The sequence below is a fragment of the Alkalilimnicola ehrlichii MLHE-1 genome (assembly GCF_000014785.1).
GTDB classification, from domain to species: domain Bacteria; phylum Pseudomonadota; class Gammaproteobacteria; order Nitrococcales; family Halorhodospiraceae; genus Alkalilimnicola; species Alkalilimnicola ehrlichii.
Genome location: NC_008340.1, coordinates 2,746,114 through 2,764,956 on the forward strand (window position 1 = coordinate 2,746,114; position 18,843 = coordinate 2,764,956).

Annotated in this window: 17 protein-coding genes; 5 read left to right on the forward strand and 12 right to left on the reverse strand. The window is 67.2% G+C overall.

The features are described from left to right. Positions 1–178: 178 nt before the first annotated feature. On the reverse strand, positions 179–1,411 hold the full coding sequence (locus MLG_RS12205; protein WP_011630147.1) for an HDOD domain-containing protein: 1,233 nt from the start codon (positions 1,409–1,411) through the stop codon (positions 179–181). Positions 1,412–1,560: 149 nt separating this feature from the next. On the opposite strand from MLG_RS12205, the gene MLG_RS12210 reads away from it, so the two are divergent. Further along, positions 1,561–2,031, forward strand: coding sequence for an FKBP-type peptidyl-prolyl cis-trans isomerase (locus MLG_RS12210; protein ID WP_011630148.1), 471 nt, complete (start codon positions 1,561–1,563; stop codon positions 2,029–2,031). A 123-nt stretch (positions 2,032–2,154) separates the two neighbouring features. Here the strand turns inward: MLG_RS12210 and MLG_RS12215 are convergent, their stop codons facing one another. The 9 genes from MLG_RS12215 to MLG_RS12255 all read right to left on the reverse strand — a co-directional run bounded on the left by MLG_RS12215 (position 2,155) and on the right by MLG_RS12255 (position 9,454). After that, entirely contained in the window at positions 2,155–2,493 is a 339-nt protein-coding gene (locus MLG_RS12215) for an STAS domain-containing protein (RefSeq protein WP_011630149.1), read from the reverse strand. Positions 2,494–2,533: 40 nt separating this feature from the next. Next, a complete protein-coding gene (locus MLG_RS12220; RefSeq protein ID WP_011630150.1) occupies positions 2,534–2,743 on the reverse strand; it encodes a dodecin in 210 nt (69 codons plus the stop codon). A gap of 58 nt (positions 2,744–2,801) precedes the next feature. Then, the gene (locus MLG_RS12225; RefSeq protein WP_041718064.1) at positions 2,802–3,338 is read right to left on the reverse strand and encodes a hydrolase; all 537 of its coding nucleotides are present in this window, start codon (positions 3,336–3,338) and stop codon (positions 2,802–2,804) included. A 474-nt stretch (positions 3,339–3,812) separates the two neighbouring features. Then, entirely contained in the window at positions 3,813–4,313 is a 501-nt protein-coding gene (locus MLG_RS12230) for a Slp family lipoprotein (protein ID WP_011630152.1), read from the reverse strand. 11 nt (positions 4,314–4,324) lie between these two features. After that, complete coding sequence (locus MLG_RS12235; protein ID WP_011630153.1) at positions 4,325–4,870, reverse strand: Slp family lipoprotein; 546 nt, start codon at positions 4,868–4,870, stop codon at positions 4,325–4,327. 44 nt (positions 4,871–4,914) lie between these two features. Further along, positions 4,915–5,547 (reverse strand): carbonate dehydratase, encoded by a 633-nt coding sequence (can, locus tag MLG_RS12240; RefSeq protein ID WP_011630154.1) that lies wholly within the window; start codon positions 5,545–5,547, stop codon positions 4,915–4,917. A 100-nt stretch (positions 5,548–5,647) separates the two neighbouring features. Then, positions 5,648–6,412 carry a ParA family protein gene (locus tag MLG_RS12245; RefSeq protein ID WP_011630155.1) on the reverse strand — a complete coding sequence of 255 codons (765 nt, stop codon included), beginning with the start codon at positions 6,410–6,412 and terminating at the stop codon, positions 5,648–5,650. A gap of 47 nt (positions 6,413–6,459) precedes the next feature. Then, on the reverse strand, positions 6,460–7,383 hold the full coding sequence (locus tag MLG_RS12250; RefSeq protein WP_011630156.1) for a CHAD domain-containing protein: 924 nt from the start codon (positions 7,381–7,383) through the stop codon (positions 6,460–6,462). 115 nt (positions 7,384–7,498) lie between these two features. Continuing rightward, positions 7,499–9,454 carry an ATP-binding cassette domain-containing protein gene (locus tag MLG_RS12255; RefSeq protein WP_041718065.1) on the reverse strand — a complete coding sequence of 652 codons (1,956 nt, stop codon included), beginning with the start codon at positions 9,452–9,454 and terminating at the stop codon, positions 7,499–7,501. 476 nt (positions 9,455–9,930) lie between these two features. On the opposite strand from MLG_RS12255, the gene MLG_RS12260 reads away from it, so the two are divergent. From MLG_RS12260 to MLG_RS12275, 4 genes are all read left to right on the forward strand, one after another. Further along, positions 9,931–11,040, forward strand: coding sequence for a formate dehydrogenase subunit gamma (locus tag MLG_RS12260; RefSeq protein ID WP_011630158.1), 1,110 nt, complete (start codon positions 9,931–9,933; stop codon positions 11,038–11,040). Between the two features lie 270 nt (positions 11,041–11,310). Then, positions 11,311–13,791, forward strand: a complete 2,481-nt coding sequence (locus MLG_RS12265) for a molybdopterin-dependent oxidoreductase (RefSeq protein WP_011630159.1) — start codon at positions 11,311–11,313, stop codon at positions 13,789–13,791. 24 nt (positions 13,792–13,815) lie between these two features. Then, positions 13,816–14,562, forward strand: a complete 747-nt coding sequence (locus MLG_RS12270; RefSeq protein WP_011630160.1) for a 4Fe-4S dicluster domain-containing protein — start codon at positions 13,816–13,818, stop codon at positions 14,560–14,562. Positions 14,563–14,569: 7 nt separating this feature from the next. Then, positions 14,570–15,397 (forward strand): molecular chaperone TorD family protein, encoded by an 828-nt coding sequence (locus MLG_RS12275; protein WP_156774679.1) that lies wholly within the window; start codon positions 14,570–14,572, stop codon positions 15,395–15,397. A 73-nt stretch (positions 15,398–15,470) separates the two neighbouring features. Here MLG_RS12275 and MLG_RS12280 read toward each other — a convergent pair whose 3' ends face one another. Together MLG_RS12280 and MLG_RS12285 are read right to left on the reverse strand one after the other, a co-directional pair. Then, the gene (locus tag MLG_RS12280) at positions 15,471–16,913 is read right to left on the reverse strand and encodes an HD domain-containing phosphohydrolase (RefSeq protein WP_011630162.1); all 1,443 of its coding nucleotides are present in this window, start codon (positions 16,911–16,913) and stop codon (positions 15,471–15,473) included. Further along, entirely contained in the window at positions 16,910–18,799 is a 1,890-nt protein-coding gene (locus MLG_RS12285) for an ATP-binding protein (protein ID WP_011630163.1), read from the reverse strand. Before MLG_RS12285 ends, MLG_RS12280 begins: the two co-directional genes overlap by 4 nt. Between the last annotated feature and the right edge of the window lie 44 nt (positions 18,800–18,843).

Sequence of the window (18,843 nt, forward strand, 5' to 3'; positions counted from 1 at the left end):
GGAGCGCCGCGGCGATCCACACACCGGCATGGACTGCCGCGCCCCCTGCGGGGGCTCGCAGTGACGTGGTGGGGGCATTCCACCGTCATCGCGAGGGCCGGAGGCCCGTGGCGATCCAGGGCGGTGGACTGCCGCGTCGCTTCGCTCCTCGCAGTGACGGTGGGGGCGGACTGCCGGCTCAGGCTTCGCCCATCAGGGCCTTTTCCAGGGCTTCCAGCTCCATGCGGGCGGCGTGGAGCACCTCCAGGTCAGCCTCCGGGCCGTCGCCCGGCAATTGCAGCCGGGTGAGTGCCGGGGTGGCGTGCAGGGTCTTCATGGCCGCTTCGTCCCCGGCGTTGGCATCGCAGAAGAGCCGCGCGACGATGACCGCGTCGGCCAGGTCGGCCGGGCCGTCGTGTGCCCGCATGGGATCGGCCATCTGTTCGGGCACCTCGGCCAACGCCTCGTCAAACTCCCAGGCCTCCAACACCTCGCGCCCCACCATGCCGCTCAGGCCTTCGATGACCTCGGCCAACCCCTGGCTGTCGTGGATGCCGGCCCGCTCGGCGAACATCACGATGGGCACGATGCCGATGGAATGGGTCAGGCCGGCGAGCAGGCAGCGGTCGCGGTCGAGACCGGCCGCCGAGCGCTGGGCGATCACGGCGGCGGTCACCGAGGCGCAGACGCTGTGGCGCCAGGTCCGCTTGAGCAGCCGGCGGGCGGAGGGGCTCTGGCGCTCGAAGGGTGCGGACAGGGTCATCGCCAGAGCGAGTTTTTTCACGGTGATGAACCCGAGCATGGCCACCGCCTCACGCAGACTGCTGACCGACCCGGCACTGCGCCGGTAGACGGGGCTGTTGGAGGCCTGGATGACCCGCGCCGCCACGGAAGGATCCAGCCGCACGATGTCGCTCAGCGCCTCCAGGTCCGCCTCTTCCTCGGGCAACGCCTTCAGACGCATGGTGATCTCCGGCATCACCGGCAGTTCCAGGGAGCCGTCGTGCAGGTGGTGCAGGATGCGCTGAAAGAGCCGCATGCCGCTCTCGTCCACCTGGACCTCGCGGACGTCGTAGCCGGCGTTGCGCTCCTCGTCGGCCAGCACATCGAACAGCGGCCGCGGCAGGCGCAGGATGATGCAGTCCCGATCGGCACGGGCCACGGTCTGGCGAGGCCGCCCGTCGAACAACGGCTGGCAGGCGCCATCGTCGTCCCCTTTGATGCGCTCGGCCCCTCCCCCTCTAGAGACAAGCGTGAGCTGGCCTTCCAGCAGGTAGACCAGGTTCCTGTCCTCGTTGGGGGCCTGCAGGGTCTCGCCGCGATGGACGCGGGCCAGTTCCCCTTTCTCCCTGAGGCGGCTCAGACGCTCACCGCTCAGTTCATTGAGCGGCGTCAGCTTGGCGAGGCGGGCTTCATCCGGTATCGCGATCATAGTGAGGGTTACTTCACCGCGGGTACGTGTTTAAGGCGTCATATTGCCACACCTGGCGGCGCTTTTCCGTCAACCGCCGTCGCGGTTTAACTGCCCCGGCCGGGCGCGTATACTGCTCGGTTCATTCTCGAGAAATCAGGTGTAACACCATGCAGGTTGCCAAAGACCGGGTCGTGTCCATCGACTACACCCTTAAAGACACCGAAGGCACGTTGCTGGACTCCTCCGAGGGGCGCGGGCCGCTGGCTTACCTTCACGGCGCGGGCAATATCATCCCGGGCCTGGAACAGGCGCTCGAGGGGCAGAACAGCGGTGATTCGGTGGAAGTGACCATCGAGCCGGGCGATGCCTACGGCGAGCGCGACGACAACCTGATCCAGGATGTCCCCAAGCAGATGTTTGACTCGGTGGAGAAGGTCGAGCCCGGCATGCAGTTCCAGGCCCAGACCCCCAACGGCACGCAGGTAATCACCGTGCGCGAAGTAGGCGACGAGACGGTCAAGGTGGATGCCAACCATCCGCTGGCCGGCGTCACCCTCAACTTCGACGTCAAGGTGATCGACGTCCGTGACGCCTCCAGTGAGGAGGTCGAGAACGGCCAGCCCGACCAGCAGCAGTAAGCGGCCCGGGCACCGCCGATCAATTAGGGGCGCGGCGCGACCAACGCCGCGCCTTTTTTTCGGGCCCGTTCCGGGGCAACCCGCCTTTGTCCTCCGCCCCCCCGTGCTAAGGCTCGCCCGCGCCTATTCAGCCTTCACCGGCCGCGGCGGCGCAGGGCTGCGCTCGATCTCGAAGAGCTTCTGGAAATTGGCCGTGCGCAGGATTTCATCCACCTCCTCCTGACAGTGGCGCAATACCACGCGAGCGCCCTGACCGGAGGCATGCTCGCGGAGCAGCAGCAGCATGCCGAGCGCGGAGCTGTCCATGGATTCCGCCTGACGCAGATCCACCCGGTAGGTCTCCAGGCCGGCGCGGCCCCGGTAGGCCCGACGGAAGGGCTTGTGCAGCCCGAAGTCGAACCGGCCCTGGATCTCGAGCACCAGTTCCTTGCCGTTGCGGGCGGTGTAGGCGTTCACCGACATGGTTAAAGGGCTCCTCCGACAGGGCGGGCCAGGGCCTCGCTCACGGCTCCAGGGTAAAACCGATCTTCAGGGTGACCTGCCAGTGGGCCACGCGACCGTCCTCGATATGGCCCCGGGTCTCGGTGACCTCGAACCAGCGCATGTGGTGGAGGGTGCGGGCCGCCCGTTCAACGGCCTGGTTGACGGCATCCTCCATGCTCTTGCTGGAGGATCCAGTCAGTTCCACGATCTTGTAGACGTGATCGCTCATGGTCAGGCTCCTTGGGCGGAGGCCCCGCCCGCTTGTTGCATCGGTGTCCGGGCGCTGGTCAGCGGATGTAGCGCTGCAGCACCTCCCGGAAGACGTCGGTCCCGGCCCGGCGCAGCCACTCAAAGGCCACCATCTCGCGGGTGACCACCCAGCAGCCGGCCTGGCGCATGCGCGCCAGCGCGGTGTCGCGATCGTGCGGCCGGCGCGAGCCCACCGCCTCGGCCACCACGAACACCTCGCGCCCGGCCTCGCGCAGGCCCAGCGCCGTCTGCAGCACGCAGACGTGGGCCTCAGTGCCCACCAGCACCACCTGGGGCTCGTTCAGCTGGCTGAGCGCCTCGGGCTCGTCCGCCCAGCCGAAGCAGACCTTCTCGTGGATGTGCTCCGCCTCCAACCGCCCCCGCAACAGCGGAATGGTGGGGCCCAGGCCCTCGGGGTACTGCTCGGTGGCATGGACCGGGATCTTGAGGACCGCCGCCACGTCCATCAGCCAGGCCGTACAGTCCACCACCCGTTCGTGGTCGTGGATCTCGGGCACCAGCTGCTGTTGGATATCCACCACCAGTAACGACGATTCCTCTGCTTTCAGACGCATACGGGCTCCCGAGGTTTCTGTCTCATAAATTGACGAACCAGTGTAACTAAACGCTGAGTACACCGTCATCGCGAGCCCCCCTCCCCGCTGCGCGGGCCCGAATCAACGAGGAACGGGGCACCCCCGTCATTGCCAGGGCCGAAGGCTTTCCCCCCGTCATCGCGAGGGCCGAAGGCCCGTGGCGATCCAGGGCTGTAGACTGCCGCGTCGGCTTCGCCTCCTCGCAGTGACGGTGGGGGGGTAGCCCTTCCCGCCGTGACGGTGGGGGCGCCACCCCGTCATCGCGAGGAGCGCAGCGACGTGGCGATCCACACGCCGGCATGGACTGCCGCGCCCCTTCGGGGCTCGCAGTGACGGTGGGGCGGGTCGCCGCTTGCCGTGACGGTGGGGCGGGCCGCCGGCCGCCGTGACGGTGGGGCGGGTCGCCGTGACGGAGTGGGCTTGCCCCAGCGCTTTCGTCACAAAATAGTTGACCTAGTTAGTGAGTATAATCCCCACGCCGAATCTGACACGCGGGGCGGTACGCTCGGCCTCCACTGCACGTGGCCACAGGTGGAGATCATCGGGCACCACCCGGGGGTAGCGATAAGCGGCCTCACCAATGCGGCCGTCCACCACCTCGTCCACCTGTCCCTGCACGGTCAGGCTGCGACCGGGGGCGTAGTCGGCCGTCTCCAGGTACCCCGGGTGCTCGACCAGGAATCGCCCCCGGGGGGGTTGCCCGGTGCGGGGCCGCTGGCTGCGGTCCAGGGGATAGGCGAGCACCTCCAGGCGCGTGCGATCCTCCAGGTTCTCACTGGCGACAATGACCCCGCCCCAGACCACCGGCTGGTCCACGTGGTCGGGGGCATCGGCAGCCAGCCGTTGGGGCGTCAGGTCAGGATCAACCTGAGCGGTGTCGTAGCGGGGGCCGGTGGCACAGGCGGCAAGCGCCAGGGCCAGCAACACCACGAGTAGTGCTCGCGAAACGGTCATGCGCACGGGCTTCACCAATAGGGTCCGTAGAAGGGATGGCGGTAGTAGCGCGGAAAGGGGCCGTACCAGGGGTCATACCAGGGATCGTAGAAGGGGTCCCGGCGGTAGCTGGGGACCGGCTCGCGCTCCGGCCACAGGTGGTAGACCTCGACCCGCACCCACGGGAAGGTGTAGCGGTAATCCCCCACGGCCTGCTCCCGCAGCCCCTCAAAGGTACCCACCACCGTGATCGCACGGCCAGGCGCGTGGATGGCGGGGTCGAGAAAGCCCGGCACACGGGCCAGGAAGCGGCCGGGGCTGTCATCGTCCCGCTCCGCCGGGCGCCCCCCGACCTGCAACCGGCGGGCGACCACCTCCAGCTCGGTGTGATCGGAGCGGTTGCGCACCTCGGCAATCACCCCACCCCAGCGCACCGTGCGCCCGGCATGGGCGTCCGGGTCGGCCCGCGCCTCGGCCAAGTCCGGGGCCTCTGGCGGGGCGCTGCGGATAGGTTCCGGGGCACCGGGCGCGCAGCCCGCCAGCAACAGCACCAACATCAGGGCAATCAGGACCTTCATAGCGCACCTCCGTGGCCCTTGGACCGCCCCGGCACCACTGCGGTTCAGTCCATGGCCAGGCGGTCGATCACGGGCAGACACTCCGGGCCGTGGAAATGCAGGCCCAGGTCCTTGAGGCGACCGCTGGCCAGCCCGTAGATCCAACCATGCACCGACAGCGGCTGCCCCCGCTGCCAGGCCTGTTGTACCACCGTGCTGCGGCAGACATTGCGCACGCTCTGCTGGACGTTCAATTCGCACAGCAGATCCACCTGCCGCTCCTCGGGCAGATCGCGAAACTGCCCTTCATTCAGATGATAGACGTCCTCGATGTGGCGCAACCAGTTGTTGACGAAGCCCACGTACTGGTTGCTCAGCGCCGCCTTCACCCCGCCACAGCCGTAGTGGCCACAGACGATGATGTGCCGCACCTTGAGGACATCCACGGCGTACTGCAGCACACTCAGGCAATTCACATCGGCGTGGGTGACCACATTGGCGATGTTCCGGTGGACGAACAGTTCGCCCGGCGGCATGTCGACGATCTCGCTGGCCGGCACCCGGCTGTCCGAGCAGCCAATCCAGAGGTACTCGGGCTTCTGTTCCCTGGCGAGCCGCTGGAAGAACGCCGGATCCTCCCGCTGCTTGCGCTCGGCCCAGGCCTGGTTGTTGGCCAATAGGTCTTTCAATTCGGGCATGGGGCCTCCTGGTCGGTGAATGGGACGGGACTATCGGCCAAGATACCGCAACCGGCCGGCTTGTGAAGCACCGGCCACCTCCCTCGGCTGGGCCGCCCCCTCAGGCCAGGTGATGGCCGGGCAGGCCTTCCAAGTGCTGGCGCACCTCATCCCAGAGGGCCTCGTAGGCACGGGCCGCCGGGCTGGTGGGGGCGAAGTCGCAGACCGGCCGTTGGTGCAGGCCCATCTGCTCAACCTGGGTGCTGTAGGGGATGGCCGGGCCAAGCAGCCGCTTCATGTTCAATGGCGGCTGCTCCACCAGTTGCCGGTGCATTCCCCTCCGGCGGTCCACCATTGACCAGAAGGGCACCAGCTTGCGCCGCGGAAGCTCGTGCTGTTTGAAAAACGCGCGCAGCTGTGCCCAGGCCCGCAGCGACAACGGTGTCGGCACCAGCGGCACCAGCACCCGGCTGGCGGCACGGAAGACGTTCTCCGACAGGCGGGAGAAGCTGGGCGGGCAGTCGAGCACCGCAAGGGCGTAGCGCTCCGAGAGCGGTTCCAGAAGCTGGTGGAGCCGGTCGTCCCCGCCCTTCTCGTCCAGGTGGAGATCCAGGTGGCGGTAGCGCTCGTCCGCTGGCAGCAGCTGCAGGTTGTCCCAGGCGGTGTCGCACAGCTCGCGGCCGATGGGGCGCTTGCCGCTGAGCAGCTTGCGGGGCTTGCCTTGGAGCCCCTCCTCCACCCCCAGGTACCAGCTCGCCGCTCCCTGCGCGTCCAGGTCCCAGAACACCGTGGGCAGCCCGTCGCGGGCGGCGAGCCAGGCCAGGTTGACGGCGGCGGCGGTCTTGCCGACGCCCCCCTTCAGGTTGTAAAAGGCGATAACTTCCAAAGATCCTCCAGGGCACACACCCCCGCAAGGGGGCGCTACCGAATGGTTCAGACGGTGCCGCCCTCGTGGCCCAGCTCCTCGCGCCAGACCTCCCACCAGGCCCGGAGACGGCGCGACAGGGCGCCCGGGCGGTCGGCGTACAGGCGCCGGCCCAGGCGCAGGGCGGGCAGGCGCAGCTCGTCGTGGCGTTGGGCGATCATGCCGCGGATCAGGCGCCGGTGGACCTCGCCGACATGACCGGGTTCGTCCACCAGGAGCTGGTCCAATACCTGTAGATCGTGATCGTCACCGAGCAGATCGGAGAGGGTCTTCAGTTCCGATTGCAGGGTCTTCATCAGCGGTGACCAGAGCAGACGCAGCACCTGCACATGGTACCAGTAGTCCTTCACCCGCTTGCGCCATTCGTGCCAGGCCTCCGGGTCGTCGCTGAACCGGCTGGCCTGGAATGCCTGACCGCCGGCCTGATAACAGCGCTGGAAACCGGCCAGAAAGGCATCCGCCCCCTCGGCCTTCGATGGCCAGTCGGCGATGCGTTCGCGGGCGCCGTGCAGCTCGTCGACCAGGTTCGCCATCTGCCCGGCCAGGTCCCCCTCCTCCGCGGCCAGTCGGTCGCGGCGAACCTCAAGGGCCCGCTGACAGGCCCCCAGCGCCTCCTGTTGGGTGGGCAGCCGGAACCGCTCGCTCAGGGCATCCACCGTTTCCAGCACTGCCTGGGCGTCGCGATAGCCGGACAGGGCGCGGGCCTGGTCCCGATACCAGGCGTTCTCCGCCTGCGCCCGCTTGCGCCCCAGCGTCGGGCGGAATAGCCGGAGCAGGGCGCGCAGCTCCTTGAAGCGCTTGCGCGCCTGGTGCACCGCCTCGTGGGGATCGCCACCGCCCTGCAACACCTCAATGGCCGCATCCACCCGGCCCCGGGCCAGCTTGCGGATGTCCGCAGCGAGCGCCCTGCGTCCTTCCAGCCGGAATGCCATGTCCCTCTCCAGTGTCTTCCTGACCTCAGGGTACCTTATATAATAATGGAATTAATCATAGTCCAACACGGGGTTTTGCTGCAGAACGGCAACCGGGCCGGCCGCCACGGAGCGGTCAACCCAACGCGGCCTCGGCCGCCTCCAACGCCTCCAGGGCCTCCATCCAGTCCGCCTCCAAGGCCTCCTGGCGGGCCTTGAGCACCCCCTGCCGGTGCAGCAGTTCGGTCAGGCGGTCCTTGCCCGCTGCCTCGTACAAAGCGGGCTCACCCAGGGCCCTCTCCACGTCAGCCAGCTCCCCGCTCAGTTCATCCAGCGCCTTCTCCAACTGCTCGGCCTTGCGACGCAACGGGCGAAGCTGCTCGCGTTGCCGCGCCTGGGCGCGGCGCTGGGCCTTGCGCGATTCAGCCGTGTGCGCCGGGGAGGACCCGTGCCGCGGTTCGTCGCCATCAGGCGCGGGCCCGGTCCCGGCAGAGGCGACGCCGTTGACGGCCTTCTGCGCCTCGCGCCATTCGAGGAACCACTGGCGGTAGGTCTCCAGGTCGCCGTCCAGCGGGCGGACGCGGCCCTCGGCCACCAGGTAGTACTCATCGCAGGTGGTGGTGAGCAGGTGACGGTCGTGGGAGACGAGGACCACGGCGCCTTCGTATTCCTGCAAGGCGACGGTCAGGGCGTGGCGCATCTCCAGGTCCAGGTGGTTGGTGGGCTCGTCCAACAGCAACAGGTTGGGCCGCTGCCAGACCAGCAGTGCCAGCACCAGGCGGGCCTTTTCACCACCGCTGAAGGGGGCCACGGCACGGTCCGCATCGTCGCCGGAGAAGCCGAAACCGCCGATAAAGTTGCGCAGGGTCTGTTCCTGCGCCTTCGGGGCCAGGCGCTGCAGGTGCAGCAGCGGCGAGGCCTGGCCATCCAGTTGCTCCAGTTGATGCTGGGCGAAGTAGCCCACGGCCAGCCCCTGACTGCCGGTGATCTGGCCCGCCTGGGGTTTCAACTCGCCGGCCAGGGCGCGGATGAAGGTGGACTTGCCGGCCCCGTTCGGTCCCAGCAGGCCCATCCGCTCCCCCGGGCGCAGCGAGAGCTGAATCCGGCGCAGGACCGGGTCACCGCCATAGCCCAAATCCACCCGGTCGAGCACCAGCAGCGGGTTGGCGGCCCGGGGCGGGTCGGGGAAGTGGAACTCGAAGGGCGCGTCCACGTGCGCCGGGGCGATGCGCTCCATCCGCTCCAGCGCCTTGATACGGCTCTGCGCCGCCTTGGCCTTGTTGGCCTGGGCGCGGAAGCGGTCGATGAATTTGTGCAGATGGGCAATCTCCGCCTGCTGCTTCTCGTACTGGGCCTGCTGTTGCGCCAGGCGCTCGGCGCGGCGCTTTTCGAAGTCGCTGTAGCCGCCCGTATAGTGCACCAGCCGCCGGCCATCGAAGTGGACGATGCCCTGGACCACGGTGTCGAGGAAGTCGCGGTCGTGGGAGATGAGCAGCAGCGCCCCCGGGTACTGGCAGAGCCACTGCTCCAGCCAGAGCACAGCCTCCAGGTCCAGGTGGTTGGTGGGCTCGTCCAACAGCAGCAGGTCGGAGGGCTGGATGAGCGCGCGGGCCAGGTTGAGGCGCATGCGCCAGCCGCCGGAGAAATCGCTCACCGGCCGGGCCCGCCCGGCGGCGTCAAAACCCAGCCCCTCCAGCAGGGTCTCCGCCCGGGAGGCGGCGGTGTAGCCGTCGATGGCGTCCAGGCGGGCGTGCAGTTGCCCCATGGCCTCGCCGTCGCCCGCCGCTTCCGCCTCGGCCAGCCGCGCCTGGAGTGCTCGCAGCTCCAGGTGGCCATCCAGCACGTAGTCCAGGGCGCTGCTGGCCAGCGCCGGGGTCTCCTGGACCACATGGGCGATACGCCAATCACGGGGGATGCCCACCTCGCCGGCGTCCGGGCCGATCTCGCCCTGCAGCAGGGCGAACAGGGTGCTCTTGCCGCAGCCGTTGGGACCGACCAGGCCGAGGCGCTGCCCCGGGTAGACGGTGAGACTGGCCTGGTGGAGGAGTTCCTCGGGGCCGCGGGAAAGGGTGATGTCCTTGAGGGTGATCATGGCTGGGATTCTACCAGCCGATGGTGCCAAGGCGTCAGGGCGATGCCCCAGGCGGATGCGCACGCAAACCCCGTCGCGGCGACCCTGTGCCACAGCCCTTGGGGTTCACTCACGCACCAATATACGCCACCAAACGCAGCGAACACCAAACCATTGCTGCCCCGTGCAACCCCTATATTTGGAATGCACACAATACGTCGCCACCCCCCGGAACAGGGCTGCGCAATACATTGATTTTATGGAGGTGGCATTATCCTGGAGCAGAATGATCAGGAATAACCAGGTCCTACTAGCTCGGTCTTTTTTACCATTTCGTAACAGAAAAGACATCGTTTCTAACCACCCGTTACCGCACGGTAACAACGGCCCGACCGGGCGGTGCCCAAGCGACTACTTAGGCAGGGCTTTTTCTGTTTGGCATTGCATTTGCTTAAACCCCTCACCGAAAACCGCCGATTCGGCTAGGAGATCCGGTAATGAGTAGCGATAGCACAGTGATTCCAAGAGATACCAATAGCGGCTGGGCCGCGGAACGGGCTCGCCGCGGCGGCAGGCAGCGCCACTCCAAGTGGTGGCTGCTCGCCGTCATCGTCTCAGTGACGCTAAGCCTTCCGCTCAGCGGCTACCTGGCGCCGGCGGCCGCCAGCCAAGGCGCGGATCTGGCGGGGTTCTATCCTGAGAGCCAGATCAGCTACAGCTGGTCGTCGCTACGCGAAGGGCCCCTCACGATCTTCGCCCTACTGGCCATCGCCGGGTCGATACTCGTCTTTCTCGCGTTCCATCTGTTCGCCGGCAAGGTAAGGATTGACGGCGGCCGGTCCGGCACCACCGTGCCGAGGTGGAGCAGGTTCGAGCGCCTTCTGCACTGGCTGCTCGCCGGCTCGTTCATCGTGCTGGCGATCACCGGCCTATCGCTGTTCTTCGGTCGGTACGCGCTGATGCCCTTGCTGGGGGAGAGGGGTTTCTCCACCTACGCCTCGGGGGCGATCTGGATTCATGAAACCATCGGGCTGGTATTCGTGGCCCTCCTGGTCGCCGCCATCCTGCAGTGGATAAAGGGCAACCTTTTCCGGAGCTACGACTGGCAATGGTTCAAGCAGGGCGGCGGCTATATCGGCGATCGCAACACCCACCCGCCGGCAGGGAAGGCGAACGGCGGCGAAAAGCTCTACTTCTGGCTCGGCATCGTTAGCATGGGGTCGGTCACAGCGATCACCGGTCTCGTACTCTACTTCACCACTTGGACCGGATCGGAGGGCTTGGTCGCCTGGTCGTTGATTTTCCATGTGCTCGGCGCCGCAGGATTCATCGCCCTGGCGATCGGCCATGTCTACCTGGGTGCCATCGGCAATGAAGGGACGCTGGAGGGCATGGTGAGCGGCCGGGTGGACTGCAACTGGGCGAAACAGCACCACAACATCTGGTACGAAGAGATCCTCCAGGACGGCGTGCAGCCGGAGCCCGCGAGCACGTCTGCGGCAGACGCCTCCGTGCCGAGCGCAAAGAGTTCGAAGTCCACGGCAACCGACGCCGCGTCATTGACGATTCGGACCGACGATGCGCCGGCGCGTCGCCCTTTGTCTTGAGCCGAGCGCCCCGGGAAGTCCCCTGTGGCCGTAGGCTATTGAATGAGTTTGTTGCGAGCCCCCTCCCCGCTGCGCGGGCCCGAATCAACGAGGAACGGGGTACCCCTGTCATCGCGAGGGCCGAAGGCCCGTGGCGATCCAGGGCGGTAGACTGCCGCGTCGGCTTCGCCTCCTCGCAGTGACGGTGGGGGTGGGGCCCCGCTCGCAGTGACGGTGGGGGCAACCTTCCGCTTCCGGCACAGTCCAGTTCTTCAAGAGGAGAGAGCACGAATGAATGTACTGCAGAATAAGCTCAACAGGAGACGATTCCTGCAGGCGTCCGGGGCCGCCGGTGCGGCGGGTGTGGCAGGCCTGAATGCGATCCCAGGTATATCGACGCTGGAGGCCAGCCCTGGGACCCGGGCGCGGGCCACGTCGGATACCGTCGTCACCAAGAGCGTCTGCCAGCAGTGCTCCACTCGCTGCGGGCTCGACGTCTATACGACCAACGGCCGGGTGCATGCCATCTACGGCAATCCAGACGCTCCGTTATCCAACGGCAAGCTCTGCCCCAAAGGCCACCTGGGCCCATACATCCTTTACGATGCCGACCGCTTCAAGGGGCCGATGAAGCGCACCAATCCCAAGAAGGGCCGCAACGAAGACCCGGGCTTCGTGCCGATCTCCTGGGACGAGGCCCTGGATACGGTCGCTGCCCGCTTGACGGCGCTGCGCGAGCGGAACGAGTCGCATCGCTTCGTTGTGGCGTACGGCCGCGGCTGGGGCCCCGCCGACGCCGGCCTGTTCGGCACCTGGGGCCGGTTGTACGGCTCCTCGAGCATCGGCATCGGCCATTCGAGCATCTGCGCCGATGGCTCCAAGAAGGTCAAGCGCGCCATGGACGGCAATGACTCATACAACTCCTACGACTACGAGAATTGCAATTGCCTGCTGATCTTCGGCGCCGGCTTCCTCGAGTCTTTCCGGCCTTACAATGCCAACATGCAGATGTGGGGCAGGATGCGCAGCAAGGGCACCCGCATCACCATGGTCGATGTGCGCAACTCTGTGACCGCCGCCGCTGCCGATCGCAAGCTGATCGTGTCTCCCGGCACTGACGGTGCGATCGCTTTGGCCATCGCCCACGTCATCCTCACCGAAGGCCTGTGGGACAGGCCCTTCGTTGGCGACTTCACCCGGTCCCGACTGCGATTCGAGACCGGCAAGCCGATCGATCCCGACACCTTCTCGGAAAACTGGGTGAAGGACCTTCCGGCTTGGTGGAACACAACGCTGAAGGACGCCACTCCTGCCTGGGCCGAGGGCATCACCGGCGTGCCGGCGGAGAAGATCGTCGCCACGGCGAAGGAGTTCGGCAGCACCCGGCCGGCCATAGCGGTGTTCGAGCGCGGTCCCACGGCGCACACCAACGGCGCCTACAACGGCATGGCCATTCACGCCCTGAACGCGCTGGTCGGCTCAATGTTCGCCAAGGGTGGCCTGAGCTACCAGATGGGCTCGTCCGCCGGCAGCCTGCCGATCAACCCCGATGACTACATGGACGACTACGCCCGTGAGATGGAGGGCAAATACCCGCGCATCGATATGGCGCGGACCGACGCCTGGCCGATGACCTCCAACATGATCCAGGACATCGCCAAGAACCATCTGACCGGCTCACCGTACAAGATGGACACGATCATGTTCTATACGGTGGGTCCGATCTATTCCGGCCCCGACTGCACGGTGTGGGAAGAGGCACTCCAGGACGTGTTCGTGATCGACACCTCGCCCTCGCCGCAGGAGAGTGCGCAGTTCGCCGACCTGATCCTGCCCGATCACACCTACCTGGAACGACTCGAAGTCGCCAACACTTACCCGTTCCAGGGCTATCCGATGTCGATGATCCGCGAGCCGGCGGTAAAACCGCTTTACGACACGATGCAGTTCGGCAACATCATGATCGAACTTGGCAAGCGGATGCCCGGCCCGATGGCCGATTACTACCAGCAGGTGGGCAGTGTCGAGAACGTGGTGGCCGCATTCGCCGCGGGCTTTGAAAACGACCCCGGCGATAACGGCGTTAATGACCTGGCCAGCTTCAAAGAGAAGGGTGTCTGGTACAAGACCCCCTATTTGTGGCGCCAAATCGACGGCGAGTTCTACGAATGGGACGGCCACCGCTACAGCATTCGGATGAGCGAGGACGATGTTAAGGCGAAACTGCTGAAGACCCCATCCGGGAAGTTCGAGTTCCAGCCCGCTTGGTTCACCAACGAGAAACACGCCGCGCATATCCAGAAACATCTCGGTATTCCGCGCGATATGATCGGCTTCCCCCATTACGTCGAACCGCAATACCAGGGCGGCGGCGACCTGCACCTGATCAGCCCGAAGCTACCGCTCTCCGCTGAGGGGCGCTCCGCCAACCTGCCGCATACCCACGCGGTATGGCAACCCACGCAGGGTGGCACCGACACGGTGTACATGGAGATTCACCCACAGGCCGCCGCCGCCCGCGGCATCAAGGACCGCGACCGGGTCCGGATAAGCTCCTCGGTGGGCGCCATCGAGTGCTTCGCCAGCGTCTCTGGCGGGGTGCCGAAGGACACGGTAGTGCTGCCGCTGGCCCACGGCCACTGGGGCTCCGGCCGTTGGGCCCAGAACAAGGGGGTTTCCGGCAGTGTCAACGAAGTCATTCCCAACGTCGTCGAGCCGGTTTCCGGGCTCGTGGCCTTCAGCGCCGCCAAGGTCTTCGTTGAGAAGGTTTGATCGAATTAGCAGGAGTAAATTGCGATGACTAAGTGGGGCATGGTTATAGACTTGGAGAAATGCACCGGCTGCCAGGCCTGCACGATCGCCTGTGGCATGGAGAACAACCTTCTGCCGGGCGAGCACTGGCAGGACGTTCTCTATTACTCGGAAGGCCAACTACCGGACCACGAATTGAAGTGGCTGCCGAGGCCCTGCATGCAATGTGAAGATGCCACCTGCGTCACGGTCTGCCCGACGGGGGCAACCTATAAGGATGCGGAGGCGGGCGGCGTGGTTTTCATCGACTGGGACCGCTGCATCGGCTGCAAATATTGCATCGTGGCCTGCCCCTATGGTGTGCGCTTCTCCACGGCCGAGCTCAAAACGCAGTCGCCGGACATGCGCGAGGTCTTTCCCAGCGGCGACGGCCACACCTGGAATCCGCCCTGGAGGGCGCCGGATTCCCGGGACAACCCCAAACGCGGGATCGGCATCCCGCCGAAGAATGTGGTGAGCAAGTGCACCTTTTGTCATCACCGCACCTCCACCGCCCCCGCCGACACGGCGGATCTCGATCCGAGCAACCCGGACCTGCGCGAGCATACGCCGGCCTGTGTGGTGACCTGCGCCCCCGGGGCCCGTTACTTTGGCGACCTCAACAACCCGAACAGCCAGGTGTCCAAGCTCATCGCAGAGCACAACGGGCAACCGGTGCTGAGTCACCTGAAGAACAAGCCGCAGGTGTATTACCTCGGCCGCAAGCGCGCTTCGCCGTCCCGGAGCAGTTGAGGTGGGGGTGGATGATACGTCGGGCCTGTCGTTGCAGGGCGAACTGCTCGCCTGCCTTGGGCAGGCGATGCAACCTCCGCGCTCGGATGCGTTCTTCAACGCGTTGCGGGATGGGTTGGTGGACGATATCGCCGACCTATGCGGGGCACTCGGGGCGGAGTCCGTAGCCGCCGATCTGCCACCGTTGCGTTGCGCGTTGGGCGAGGTGGAGGATCGGGAGTCGTTGCTATTGGCCTACAGCGTGTTGTTTCTCGCGCCCCCGCCCAAGGTGCGCCTCAACCTGGTCCGATTGATGGATGGGGCTTCCAGTGGTGCCGGTCTCGGCTACCTGGACGAAATGCTGGCCAGGCACCAGCTCAACCTCCGCTCCGAACACCGGGAACTGCCGGATCACCTCACGGTGGTTCTGGAGTTGGCCGCCTGCCTGATCAGCCGGGGTGAGCAAGGCAATGACCAGGCAGAACGAGACGCCAAGGCCTTGCTGCAACAAATGGTGGCACCGGCAGCCCGACACCTTGCCGAAACGGCGGCCGACGTGGAGCAGGCACATGGCCTGCCCAAGGTCTACTCACGGCTGCTGGCGCTGATCGGCACGACCGGCCAGGACCCGGATGGCTGTCTGCTTCCCGGCACCCGTTCGGTTGCCGGGGAGGCCACCGGTGCGAGCAAATCCGCGCCGGACACCGGCCCAGCCATGGCCGCCTGCGCGCGCTGCGGGACACCTTTCGTGAGCCTGCGCGACCAGGCGGTGCTGATCGCGCATTTACAGGAGGCGGGAGCGCCGGCCGATCATCTGCACGTCTGTCCCGACTGCCGCACGGGGCCCGGCGGCTGAGGGCTTGGCGCGGTGCAGGGCGACACCCCTGGATGCTTCCAGGGAGGCTTCCAGCCCCGGCCAGGGGTGCGGGTCACCGGGACTCCACCGGCAGGCAGCCCTGTGCGGCCAGGCGCAGGCAGGCGTCCACCACCTCCGGGTCGTAGAGCCTGCCGCGCTTGGCGCGCAGTTCGTCCAGCGCCGCGGCCAGCCCCAGGGCGGGCCGGTAGGGGCGGTGGGAGGAGATGGCCTCGACCACGTCGGCTACGGCCAGAATGCGTGCTTCCAGCAGGATGGCCTCCCCCCGCAGGCCGTCCGGGTAACCGGAGCCGTCCAGCCGCTCGTGGTGTTGGCGAATGATCTCCGCCACCGGCCAGGGGAACTCGATCCCCTTGATGATCTCGTAGCCGACGGCCGGATGGGTCTTGATCATCTCGAACTCGAGGTCACTCAGCCGCCCCGGGCGCGAGAGGATCTCCACGGGGATGGCGACCTTGCCGATGTCGTGGATGGCGCCGGCCACATGCAGCCCCTTGCGCCGCGCATCATCCAGGCCCAGTTCCTCGGCGATCACCTCGGCGATCTCGGTGGTGCGCTGCTGGTGGCCGGCGGTATAGGGATCGCGCACCTCGATGGTGGCGGCGATGGCCTCAATGGTGCGTTCCAGTGACTGCTCCAGCGCCTGCTGGGCCCGCTGACTCTCCGCGCGATCCTGCTGGCTGCGGACGCCATAGGCCAGATCACCGGCCAACTCCATCAGCCGTGCCACCTCGTCGGGGTCGGCGAAGGGGGCGGGCCTCCGGCTCTCCACCTGCAGGCAGCCCAAGTCGCCCCTGGCGTCCCGCAACGGCAGCAACAGCGTCCGGACACCAGCGTCCGAGGATGCCGGGGCCGGCAACCCCAGGCAGGGAGCGTCCGGCACCGCCACGTCCTCCGCCTCGGCGACCGGTGGGTAGCAGGGACCGCCGATGAGCATGATCAACGCCCTGGCATAGCCCCCCTTCCGCACCAGCACGTCATGCATATTGGCCAGCAGGTCGTCCAGGCCATCGGCATGCACCAGGGCCTGGTTGCCAGCGGACAGGGTGCGCAGGGCGCGGGTGCGCTCCGCCACTAGCGCCTCCAGTCGCTGCTGCGAGGCGTGCAGGGCCAGATGGCTCTGCACCCGCACCAGCACCTCCTCGGCGACGAAGGGCTTGGTGATGTAATCCACCGCCCCCACCGCGAAGCCCCGGACCTTGTCGGCGGGCTCGCACAGGGCGCTGAGGAAGATCACGGGGATGTCGTGGCGGGCCGGATCGGCCTTGAGACGACGGCAGACCTCGTAGCCGTCCAGGTCCGGCATGCGGATATCCAGCAGGATCAGGTCCGCGGGCCGGGCCTGCACCGAGTCCAACGCCAGCCGGCCGCTGGGCGCTACCCGGACAGCGTAGCCCCCCTCGCGTAACACGCTGACCATGAGCCGCAGGTTGGCGGGGTTGTCGTCCACCACCAGCACCTCGCCCGAGGCCTGCGGTTCCGGGGCCGTGGCACTCATGCGCCGCCCCCACCGTTGAGCGCCGTGAGGATCTCCTGATAGCGGAAGGCCTGGACCTGGGCCCGCAGCGCCGGGGCCAGCACCGCGTCCTGCTCCCCGATGTCACGCACCAGGGCCTCCAGGGCATCCAGATCGCCGGCGCGGAGCGCCTGCGCCAGCGCCCGGCGCTGATCCGCCGGGAGGGCCTGCAGGCGCTGGCCGAAGTCCTCCGGGACGCGATCCGCCGGGTGAACCTCGGCCGGGGGCTCCGGCGTCCCCTCAGCGTAGCGGTAGTTCAAGCCCAGGTGCCGGCGCGGCGCCGGCTGGCGCTCCCGCTCCTCGTCCACTGCCGGCACCAGTGGCAGGCTCACCGTGAACCGGGAACCCTCGCCGGAGGTGCTCTCCAGGCCAATCTCCCCGCCCATCAGCTCGACGAACTCGCGGGTGATGGGCAGCCCAAGGCCGGTGCCCTCGGTGGTGCCCACCCGGCCGCTCTGCACGAAGGGCTCGAAGACCCGGTCCTGGTCCTCCACAGGGATCCCGCGACCGGTGTCGGCGACCGCCAGCAGCAGGCCATCGTGACCCCCGCTCGGCTCCGCGGACTGGCGCCGGGCGCTGAGCACGACCCGGCCGGCGTCGGTGTACTTGACCGCGTTGCTGACCAAGTTGATAAGGATCTGGCGCAGTTTGCGGCCGTCGCTGAGGATGTGGCGCGGCAGGTCCTCCGCCACCTCCAGGGTCAGGGTCAGGCCCTTGCCCTCCGCCCGGTGGCGCAGGGCCTCCACCGCATCCTCGAGCGTGCGCGGCAGGTCCACCACGCCCTCCTCCAGGGTCTGGCGTCCGGACTCGATCTTGGCCATGTCCAGGACATCGTTGATCAGCGACAGCAGGTGCTCGCCGTTGCGCTCCACGAAACCGAGCTGTTCGCGCTGGTCTGGGGTGGCCTGCGGGGCCTGTCCCGCCAGGCGGGCGAAGCCGAGAATGGCGTTGAGCGGCGTGCGCAGTTCGTGGCTCATGTTGGCCAGGAAGACGCTCTTGGCGCGGTTGGCCTCTTCGGCCGACTGACGCGCCTGCTCCAGTTCGGCGGTCCGCTCCCGCACCCGCTGCTCCAGGCCTTCGTTCAGTCGTTGGATCTCCCGCGTGGCCGCGTGCTGGAAGCGGGCATCACGCAGCACCCGTTGGCCGCTGTACCCCAGCCCCAGCAGGCCGAGCAGCCAGATGCCGGCGAAGGCGCCCAGGGTCCGGCCCATGGCCACCTCCTCGTGCGCCTGATAGCCGGACAGGGGCACGGCCACCGAGACCCCACCGCGGATGTCCCCCACCTGATAGCCCTGGTGGGCATGGCACTGGAGGCACCCCCGGTCGGTCTCCATGGGGGCCATATAGCGCAGGTAGGGTTCCTGCTCGATGTAGGCCACCTCCAGGCGTTCGTCGACCCCGTCCTCGAAGGCCTCCAGGGCATCGCGCTCCCAGTCGTCGGGGGCGTTCTCGGGCCGCAGCGGATCGAGGCTGGTGATGTTGCCGCGCACGCCGAAGAGATCGCCGAACTGCTCGTTGAGCTGGCGCAGCATGTAGGCGGGGTTCATCAGGGTCAGCTCCTGACCGCCGGGGGTGGTGATATCCCGTTCGGGCAGATGGGCCAGGTAGGGGTTGCGCGGGGTCTGGTCACTGACCGGCACATAGACACCGCCGTGCAGGGTGCCCCAGAAGCGGAAGGCCTGGTCCTTGTTGAAGTTGGCCCGGGCCTCCTGGTAGGCCAGCTCCACGGTCAGGCCCTGGAAGTGCCCCACCAGCCACCAGGACAGGCCACCAAAGGTGGCCGTCCAGCCCGCCAGCGCCAGCACCAGGTACAGACGCAGCCGGCGGATGCGGCGATCAGCGCCTTCGCGGGTGGCCGGGGCAGGCATTAGGGCGTTCCATCCCGTTTGCGGTGTCTATCCCTATTCTAGCA

What these genes read in the sequence shown, in the direction of transcription:
- MLG_RS12235 (WP_011630153.1), bottom strand. Translation starts at nt 4,870, where the DNA reads ATGAAGGTCCTGATTGCCCTGATGTTGGTGCTGTTGCTGGCGGGCTGC.
- MLG_RS12280 (WP_011630162.1), bottom strand. Translation starts at nt 16,913, where the DNA reads ATGAGTGCCACGGCCCCGGAACCGCAGGCCTCGGGCGAGGTGCTGGTG.
- MLG_RS12265 (WP_011630159.1), top strand. Translation starts at nt 11,311, where the DNA reads ATGAATGTACTGCAGAATAAGCTCAACAGGAGACGATTCCTGCAGGCG.
- MLG_RS12220 (WP_011630150.1), bottom strand. Translation starts at nt 2,743, where the DNA reads ATGAGCGATCACGTCTACAAGATCGTGGAACTGACTGGATCCTCCAGC.
- MLG_RS12255 (WP_041718065.1), bottom strand. Translation starts at nt 9,454, where the DNA reads ATGATCACCCTCAAGGACATCACCCTTTCCCGCGGCCCCGAGGAACTC.
- MLG_RS12225 (WP_041718064.1), bottom strand. Translation starts at nt 3,338, where the DNA reads ATGCGTCTGAAAGCAGAGGAATCGTCGTTACTGGTGGTGGATATCCAA.
- can (WP_011630154.1), bottom strand. Translation starts at nt 5,547, where the DNA reads ATGCCCGAATTGAAAGACCTATTGGCCAACAACCAGGCCTGGGCCGAG.
- MLG_RS12230 (WP_011630152.1), bottom strand. Translation starts at nt 4,313, where the DNA reads ATGACCGTTTCGCGAGCACTACTCGTGGTGTTGCTGGCCCTGGCGCTT.
- MLG_RS12215 (WP_011630149.1), bottom strand. Translation starts at nt 2,493, where the DNA reads ATGTCGGTGAACGCCTACACCGCCCGCAACGGCAAGGAACTGGTGCTC.
- MLG_RS12250 (WP_011630156.1), bottom strand. Translation starts at nt 7,383, where the DNA reads ATGGCATTCCGGCTGGAAGGACGCAGGGCGCTCGCTGCGGACATCCGC.
- MLG_RS12260 (WP_011630158.1), top strand. Translation starts at nt 9,931, where the DNA reads ATGAGTAGCGATAGCACAGTGATTCCAAGAGATACCAATAGCGGCTGG.
- MLG_RS12205 (WP_011630147.1), bottom strand. Translation starts at nt 1,411, where the DNA reads ATGATCGCGATACCGGATGAAGCCCGCCTCGCCAAGCTGACGCCGCTC.
- MLG_RS12210 (WP_011630148.1), top strand. Translation starts at nt 1,561, where the DNA reads ATGCAGGTTGCCAAAGACCGGGTCGTGTCCATCGACTACACCCTTAAA.
- MLG_RS12270 (WP_011630160.1), top strand. Translation starts at nt 13,816, where the DNA reads ATGACTAAGTGGGGCATGGTTATAGACTTGGAGAAATGCACCGGCTGC.
- MLG_RS12285 (WP_011630163.1), bottom strand. Translation starts at nt 18,799, where the DNA reads ATGCCTGCCCCGGCCACCCGCGAAGGCGCTGATCGCCGCATCCGCCGG.